Genomic DNA, 7,096 nt, shown 5'->3' with positions numbered 1-7,096 from the left:
CAAGCTGTGTAAGGCAAAAAATCAGTTACAGCTTAGTGCATTACCCAGATTCCACCAGCCAATACGGAGAGAACCGTGATAAACGTTTGATACACCACATCCATAATGAGATTCCCGATACTGTCTCCATCTGCCTTGCGATTTTTAATCATGACATAAGTATGTGACCAAAGACCACTTAATCCGTATATGTACATCGTTACCAATACACCAACCCAAAAGTTCCCTTGGAACCAAATGGCCATAATCCCCATAACTCCAAGCCCTACCTGGGAAAAACCGTATTTAACCTGAAATGGTCCACCAGGCCATCCTAACATTTTGGCTGTTTGATCCGCTCTGGCAATGTTGACAACATAACCAATCACTCCAACCAATCCAAACGTAACCACAAACTGATGAAGCAGCAACACCCTGCTAATCTCGCTCATTTCCCCGGGAAAACCTAACACATATAGGTGTACTCCCCCTGAAATTAGACCTAACAACCATAGAACCAAAAACCACATGCCTGTCCCACTCCCGCCGTTTGTTATTTGGAATCATTTGTAACTAAATGTACAATCTTGTAGTTAAACACATTATATAATCGCTTTTACATTTGTCAATTCATACATAATTTTCTAGTTTGTCGAAGCTTTTGTCATTTTTCTTCTTCTGTACGCAAACAAGAAAACCATATAGTTCCATTTAACTTGAAAATAATAGGAATTTAGCCCTATTATTACATTAAAAGGTTTGAAACCTACTTCTTTTTTAACGCATCAAAAGAACCACAACTCATTTATTTGACATAGCTGATAGTTCAATTATCATCTGTTTGATCATCTACGATTACAGAACAACAGCAACTATCCATTAAAATATAATATAAAGGAATTGACATCCGATCTCTTTGTAACTATTATAGTTACAACGGTGGTGATTATCCCATGAGACAAATCAGCAGTCGCTTTTCCATTGCGGTTCATACCCTGTCCCTGATCGCTGTTATGCCCAATGAATGCACCGGAGATGTGATCGCGCAGAGTGTGAATACAAATCCCGTGATTATTCGGCGGATTATGTCCAAGCTGAAACAGGCTGGACTGATTGACGTCAGACCCGGTGTGGGTGGTGCTTCCTTGTTGAAAGATCCAGCCGACATTACCCTTCTTGATGTATATCGAGCGCTTGAGGTGGTGGAGGATGGGGAATTGTTTAACTTTCACAAACATCCGAATCCGAAATGTCCGGTCGGCAACATGATTGAACACACCTTGCGTGCCGAACTCATTGAGGCTCAGACAGCCATGGAACAGCGCTTGAATCGTGTAACCATACAACAGATGATGGATCAGATTCATGTCTCTGAATAAAAAAGCTCATAATGAGCTTTTTTTAACCCTTTCGTTGTAATCACACCTGTTATAACAATTTTGATTACATCCATATGCAAACAAAACACATATCCTAGGAGGAAAAGAAAATGAAAATTTTGGTTACTGGCGCCACAGGTCATTTGGGTTCACTGGTTGTAGAGGCATTGTTGAAAAACAATTCTGCCAAGGATGTGGCAGTAAGTGTACGTAATCCAGAGAAAGCGGAAGCACTCCGCACTCAAGGGGTTGACGTGCGTCATGGTGATTTCGATCAACCGGAGACGTTGGAGAAAGCTTTTGCCGGTGTAGACCGTCTGTTGCTCATCTCAACTGATGGTGACAATGAAACGCGTATTCGCCAACATCAGGCTGCCATTGACGCTGCCAAGAACGCAGGCGTGGGTTTCATCGCTTATACAAGCGTTGTGAATGCAGAGAAAAATACCCTTTCCCTGGCGGAAGTTCACCGCGCTACAGAAAAAGCTATTCGTGAATCCGGCATTCCGTATTCCTTCCTGCGCAACAACTGGTACCTGGAAAATGAAGCAGGCAGTGTGCAAGCAGCTACCCAAGGTGCACCTTGGGTTCATGCCACCAACAACAGCCAAGTAGGCTGGGCTACCCGCAGTGACTACGCCCATGCTGCAGCAGCTGTACTCGCAGGCGAAGGACATGAGAATACCGTATATGAATTGTCCGGCAAACTACGCACGCAAGCTGAACTGGCTGCCATTGTTGGTGAAGTGCTTGGGCAGGAAATCAACGTGCAAAACGTGGACGATGCCGCTTACGCTGACATCATGAAAGGTGCAGGTCTACCGGACTTTGTCGTATCGATGCTTGTTGATATGCAAAGTGCCATCCGTGAAGGCGCACTGGCTGTAGAAAGTGATACTTTAGAGAAATTGCTTGGCCGTCCGGCTCAGCCACTTAGCGAAAGTATTAAAGCAATTGTAGGCAAGTAAGTTTTGAATATGAGAAAGGGACACACCAACAAATGTTGGATGCGTCCCTTTTTTTGGTTTGGTGAGCTAACGATCAATACAACGATATAACCGTTGAACGGATGCCCGTATACTCACCCGTTGATTGCGACTGCTGCAATTTGAGATAGGTATTTATGCTTTCCACAACAGTTCATCACTCATTGCTCACCAGTCACTGCTCACTGCTCAAGAATATAACGTGCAGGAATGTGATCAGCCAGCCAGATATTTTCGTTTCCATGATAAAAGAGGATTCCGTCTGTGGCCGCTTGAGCAGCATTGATTTTCAAAATGACAGGCTGATCATCCCGTCTTCGTCCCACCTGATTGGCCGTATCGATATCTGCGGACAGATGTACATATTGCCTTTGCCGTGGCTGTAAGCCATGTTCCATAATAGAATGCACTGCGCGTGCCGGGGTCCCATGGTACAGGGTTTCCGGTGGCTCAGCAGATATTTTCGATATCTTATGAGGTGTCGAATGTCCATACAATGCCCGGATGCGGCCAGAACGGATTTCATGTCTCTTTTTCTCCGAGGCTTCAATCATCTGCTCCAGATCGGCTGGCGTGACTTCCTTCCAGTACGGACTTTCATGTAAAGCCACCAGCAATTGCGAGATTTCCACCCAACCCTCTTCGTCCAGTTCCAGCTCATACTCCCATGGTGCATGTCGCAGAGCGTATGAGAGTTCCTTGCTTAATTTCATCAGATCCAATGCAATCATCTCCCACATCTAATAAAACCGTCTATTTTTGCGATTGAACCGCGGTTAAAATCTCCTGAATGTTACGTTCCAATCCTTCATCGTCTTCCTGATTGAATTGGCGGTGTCCATCAATCCCACGATGAATAATCGTATTCATCACCGGATGAACCTCACGATCGGAAGCCACCCGAATCAGATCATCGGCAAAATCAACCGCCTGCTGTTCACTGTAATTAAACGGTTTAATCAGCATCCGAATGCTCAAGGCATGGGCCTGCGGCTCCGCCAGCTGATCCCGATGAGTGATGCCATACACCGCGCCAAAACCAAAAGCAGCCATGACCTGACGCTCCAGTTCTGTTGTCTGTTCCAAAGGCATGCCAATCAGCTCACACATTTTGTCCACCATCTGCTCCAACTCGTTTGCTGCCGCAGCCAGAATTACGTCATTAATATCGTCAGCGTTGATAAATTCAGTCATATTGGTTTTCTCCATTTCTGCACCGTATTTGATCCATTCTCTTAGACTCTATGAGAACATTGTATCGGAGTTGGGGTGTTCGTTTCAAATTCTATCTATAGGTGGAGCTGTTAATCACGGCATGATTTATCGTCTGGCTAACTTCGAGACGAACTCTATAAAATATAACGTCATTCAATTACATCCGATTCCCTATAACATAATAAATAACAAAAAAACCAAATCTCCTCTTTTATAAGTCGACTTGGTTTAATTTATTGTACGAATATGCTCATCTAGCATACCATTTTATAAAAGAGGTGTTATAACTCAAGCCATCTCATGTTGCTTTTTCGACTCCACTTCATAGACCTGTGTATGTTCATTCTCGGCTAAAGACCATTCCACTGTACCTGGCTTGCGCACTTTCCATACCCAAGCTTGAACTCGCAGCGAGCTTCTGACCCAAGCTAAAGAGGCACAGCGTTTCTCAGAACGAACCGTCAACCCCCAATGAATAACACGAGCGAGCCAAGGATTCACATACTCATTATGTGAGCGAACAGATGGCAATTCATCCTGGAACAACCGCTGTTTCACGTCCATAGGGGGTTGCCCGCATGTCCAATAATGGAGCAGAGCCGCCAAACTATAGATGTCCGACATCGGTCCCTGACTGGATTTCTCCGAATAAAACTCCAGTGGAGAATAACCTGCCGATGTAAATATCACCTGTTTCTCTCCGGATTGCATAGGCCAACGGGTAGCTGAGCCAAAGTCCAGAAGTTTGGGTGTACCATCCTCCATAACCATAATGTTGGAAGGTTTCACATCCCGGTGAAGAATGCCTTGCTTATGTATGTAATCCAATGTATCCACCAGTGGAAGCAGCGTCTCCGTTATGAAGGCAGCATCAAGAGCATGATTATGTTCATTCAAATACTCGGTCAATGTGATTCCCGTGCAGTATTCCATAACCAGATACCCCGTATCATTCGCTTCAAAATGATCCAAATACGAAACAATATGAGGATGGTCCAGTTTCGATAACAGTTCACCTTCGAGCAGAAATGCAGCCAGTAACTCCTGATATTGCCCACCATATCCTCGTGAAGAACAGAATACTCTCCGCTTGTCTGCCTGACGTTCAGCGAGTCTCTGTGGGAAAAATTCCTTAATGGCTACTTTGGCACCTGTATTACGATCTCGCCCTGCATATACAATAGCCAACTCACTGCTGGCTAATACCTGTCTTACCTGATATGTATCATTTATAATCACATTGCGCTGCAATGCCATTTTGCAATTGTCTTTTCTCATAACAGACCTCTTTTCAACCTTGTCGATCGGAAGACTTTCCGCGTAAATGCATCACTTGGTTTAACCAGTCAGCAATTCATCGCCAACTATACATATAAACCAAATGATGCAATTTGAAACACCTTAACGCGAAATATTTAAATATTAATGATATCAAGCCTTCTGCGATATATTGCTAATCCCTATCCACACTACTCTATAGAAGAAAAGCATTCTCTTATATAGAGTATCGACAGATGGATGTAATTACTTTATTAAACTGGAGAATAACATTTCTCATCCTTCATTTACAGCTTTTATTAATAATTATTCTGTAAAAAACGCCCGATTTCCTCGTTCATCTGAACCAATACGTCCTGTGAAGGAAAATGTCCTGTATCATACTTGATGGCTTCTACATTCGTAATAATCTTTTGAGCTCGCTCAATACACTTATCCGCTGGGAAAAAGACATCCTTCTCCCCCACCAATAACAAGGTTGGTGACGTGTAGTTCACCAGTTCTTCCCGCTCCGTAAGCTTGGGCAGATCCTGATCTATGCTGACGTATTTAAAAAGTTTGCCGATAATGTTTTTATCCATTTCTTTCATGCAGTTGCATGACATGTTGTCCGTAATTTTTTGCAAAGAAGATGGTGAAGACGTCATACGATACTTGACGAGTGGCAGCGTGATATCCTGAGCTGTTTTAATTTTGGAATTGACCGCAAGACCCGCAGGAGCAACCAATACGGCACACGAGATGCGTTCCGGAATATAGGTAGCTAGTCTGAGGATAATGCCTCCTCCAAACGATGGACCGATAAATGCACTCTTTTCAATATCATAGTGATCTAACAGATCCGATACCCATAATGCCAAGCTATCAAACCGTGTCGAAATACTCGCTTCCTCACTATAACCAGGATGACCAATCGTATCAGGAGCTATAATCCGGTATTCTTTAAATAAAGAAGAGAACCATGACAATGTCATCGGATTCACACAATTACCGCCCTGGAGAATAAATAACGGCTTACCATCTAGAGGACCCGTCAGTAAAACATGCGTCTTTCCAAAACGCGTCTCTACATACTCCCGAGTAAATTTCTCACCCAACTCGTTCAAATAAATCTCATACTCTTCAAGTATGCTGCTCTTGCCTTCTTCACTTCTATAAATGGAACTCATGTCTGCCTCCTGCAATATATACTCAAATACCCCATTCTATTGAATGGACTTGCTAATCAGTGGACCAAAAAGATAAAGAGGGCCTGCAGATGACAGGCTCCTCCATATGTTTAACTAATCATATTCAGATGATTATAGAGCGGAAACTGGAAATTGTAAATAACGATTCTAATAGACCAGAAATAAAGGAGGCATCCTTTGGTTAAATCAATTTTATAACTCACTAAAAATGGATTTTTGTGACTAGATATAGACAAATTAAACCGCTTTGATCTATATCTAGCCTTGAGTGAAGCAGCTACAGGTATTATGAAATTGATACGGATAAATACTTACTTCCGGCCGTAATCCGCCTTGATTTCGCCCCACTGCTTGGTCTGCCATTTTAGCACTTTATTGCTGTACGTATTCGTCTGGAGCCACTGCTCCGCACGATCAATCATCAGCCAGATCTCTTCCGTGGAGTTGTCCCGTGCTAATGTCGTGGCTACTTTTTTCTGCTTTAGCCATTTCATGGCATTGACCGAGTCGGTATACACCGTTTTGGTACTGCCTTCTTTTTTCAGATGTGCAAGGGCATGTACAATGGCCAAAAATTCGCCCAGATTGTTCGTGCCTTTGGAGATCGGTCCGACGGAGAAAATAACCTCACCGGTGCGGGTGTCTACTCCTTTGTATTCTACAGGTCCGGGGTTACCACGTGTGCCCACATCAACAGAGACGCTGTCGTAATCCACTTCCTCTGACGTTTCCATGCCAGCACTTCTTCCGCTACCAGCCGACTTTGTCTTCGACGCTCCGCCTGCACTTGAACCCCAGTTCCCTTTCCAGCCAGCACGATACGCTTCTTCTGCGGCTGCTTTGGACTCATAGGATTTATATTTTGCTCCAGTATAATGATCCGTCTGCGCTTTGCAATCTGCCCATGTGTTATACACACCCGGCTTCTTGCCTTCCCAGACAACATAATATTTCTGTTTTGCCACTGTAACCCGCTCCTTTGTTCACTTCATCAATACCCTATTGTAAACGATCTGGTGGGCGGAATGAAAGCTATGGATTTGGCCATCTGCATAATTCCTCCAACTCC

8 protein-coding genes are annotated in these 7,096 nt (G+C 43.8%); 2 read left to right on the top strand and 6 right to left on the bottom strand.

The genetic code is table 11. The annotated features are described in order from the left end of the window. Window positions 1-32: 32 nt before the first annotated feature. On the bottom strand, window positions 33-509 hold the full coding sequence (locus tag C161_RS04870) for a DUF6790 family protein (RefSeq protein WP_026080959.1): 477 nt from the start codon (window positions 507-509) through the stop codon (window positions 33-35). A 423-nt stretch (window positions 510-932) separates the two neighbouring features. Between C161_RS04870 and C161_RS04865 the strand changes: the two genes are divergently transcribed. After that, entirely contained in the window at window positions 933-1,358 is a 426-nt protein-coding gene (locus C161_RS04865) for an Rrf2 family transcriptional regulator (protein ID WP_036668516.1), read from the top strand. 110 nt (window positions 1,359-1,468) lie between these two features. Continuing rightward, a complete protein-coding gene (locus tag C161_RS04860) occupies window positions 1,469-2,326 on the top strand; it encodes an SDR family oxidoreductase (RefSeq protein ID WP_036668515.1) in 858 nt (285 codons plus the stop codon). 200 nt (window positions 2,327-2,526) lie between these two features. Here C161_RS04860 and C161_RS04855 read toward each other — a convergent pair whose 3' ends face one another. From C161_RS04855 to rnhA, 5 genes are all read right to left on the bottom strand, one after another. Next, entirely contained in the window at window positions 2,527-3,066 is a 540-nt protein-coding gene (locus C161_RS04855; RefSeq protein WP_036668583.1) for an RNA 2'-phosphotransferase, read from the bottom strand. A 31-nt stretch (window positions 3,067-3,097) separates the two neighbouring features. Continuing rightward, complete coding sequence (gene imm48, locus C161_RS04850) at window positions 3,098-3,538, bottom strand: Imm48 family immunity protein (protein ID WP_051449588.1); 441 nt, start codon at window positions 3,536-3,538, stop codon at window positions 3,098-3,100. Window positions 3,539-3,847: 309 nt separating this feature from the next. Then, a complete protein-coding gene (locus C161_RS04845) occupies window positions 3,848-4,837 on the bottom strand; it encodes a serine/threonine protein kinase (RefSeq protein ID WP_036668514.1) in 990 nt (329 codons plus the stop codon). 299 nt (window positions 4,838-5,136) lie between these two features. Next, the gene (locus C161_RS04840; protein WP_036668513.1) at window positions 5,137-6,006 is read right to left on the bottom strand and encodes an alpha/beta fold hydrolase; all 870 of its coding nucleotides are present in this window, start codon (window positions 6,004-6,006) and stop codon (window positions 5,137-5,139) included. A 332-nt stretch (window positions 6,007-6,338) separates the two neighbouring features. After that, on the bottom strand, window positions 6,339-6,992 hold the full coding sequence (rnhA, locus tag C161_RS04835; protein ID WP_036668512.1) for a ribonuclease H: 654 nt from the start codon (window positions 6,990-6,992) through the stop codon (window positions 6,339-6,341). Window positions 6,993-7,096: the final 104 nt, after the last annotated feature.

This window comes from Paenibacillus sp. FSL R5-192 (genome assembly GCF_000517845.1).
GTDB classification, from domain to species: domain Bacteria; phylum Bacillota; class Bacilli; order Paenibacillales; family Paenibacillaceae; genus Paenibacillus; species Paenibacillus amylolyticus.
Note: the sequence above shows the minus strand (reverse complement) of the source record. Positions and strands in the feature narration are given on the sequence as shown.

Excerpts from the sequence above, each read along its gene's own strand:
- C161_RS04870 (WP_026080959.1), bottom strand. The coding sequence starts at position 509 with ATGTGGTTTTTGGTTCTATGGTTGTTAGGTCTAATTTCAGGGGGAGTA.
- C161_RS04865 (WP_036668516.1), top strand. The coding sequence starts at position 933 with ATGAGACAAATCAGCAGTCGCTTTTCCATTGCGGTTCATACCCTGTCC.
- C161_RS04860 (WP_036668515.1), top strand. The coding sequence starts at position 1,469 with ATGAAAATTTTGGTTACTGGCGCCACAGGTCATTTGGGTTCACTGGTT.
- imm48 (WP_051449588.1), bottom strand. The coding sequence starts at position 3,538 with ATGACTGAATTTATCAACGCTGACGATATTAATGACGTAATTCTGGCT.
- C161_RS04845 (WP_036668514.1), bottom strand. The coding sequence starts at position 4,837 with ATGAGAAAAGACAATTGCAAAATGGCATTGCAGCGCAATGTGATTATA.
- C161_RS04840 (WP_036668513.1), bottom strand. The coding sequence starts at position 6,006 with ATGAGTTCCATTTATAGAAGTGAAGAAGGCAAGAGCAGCATACTTGAA.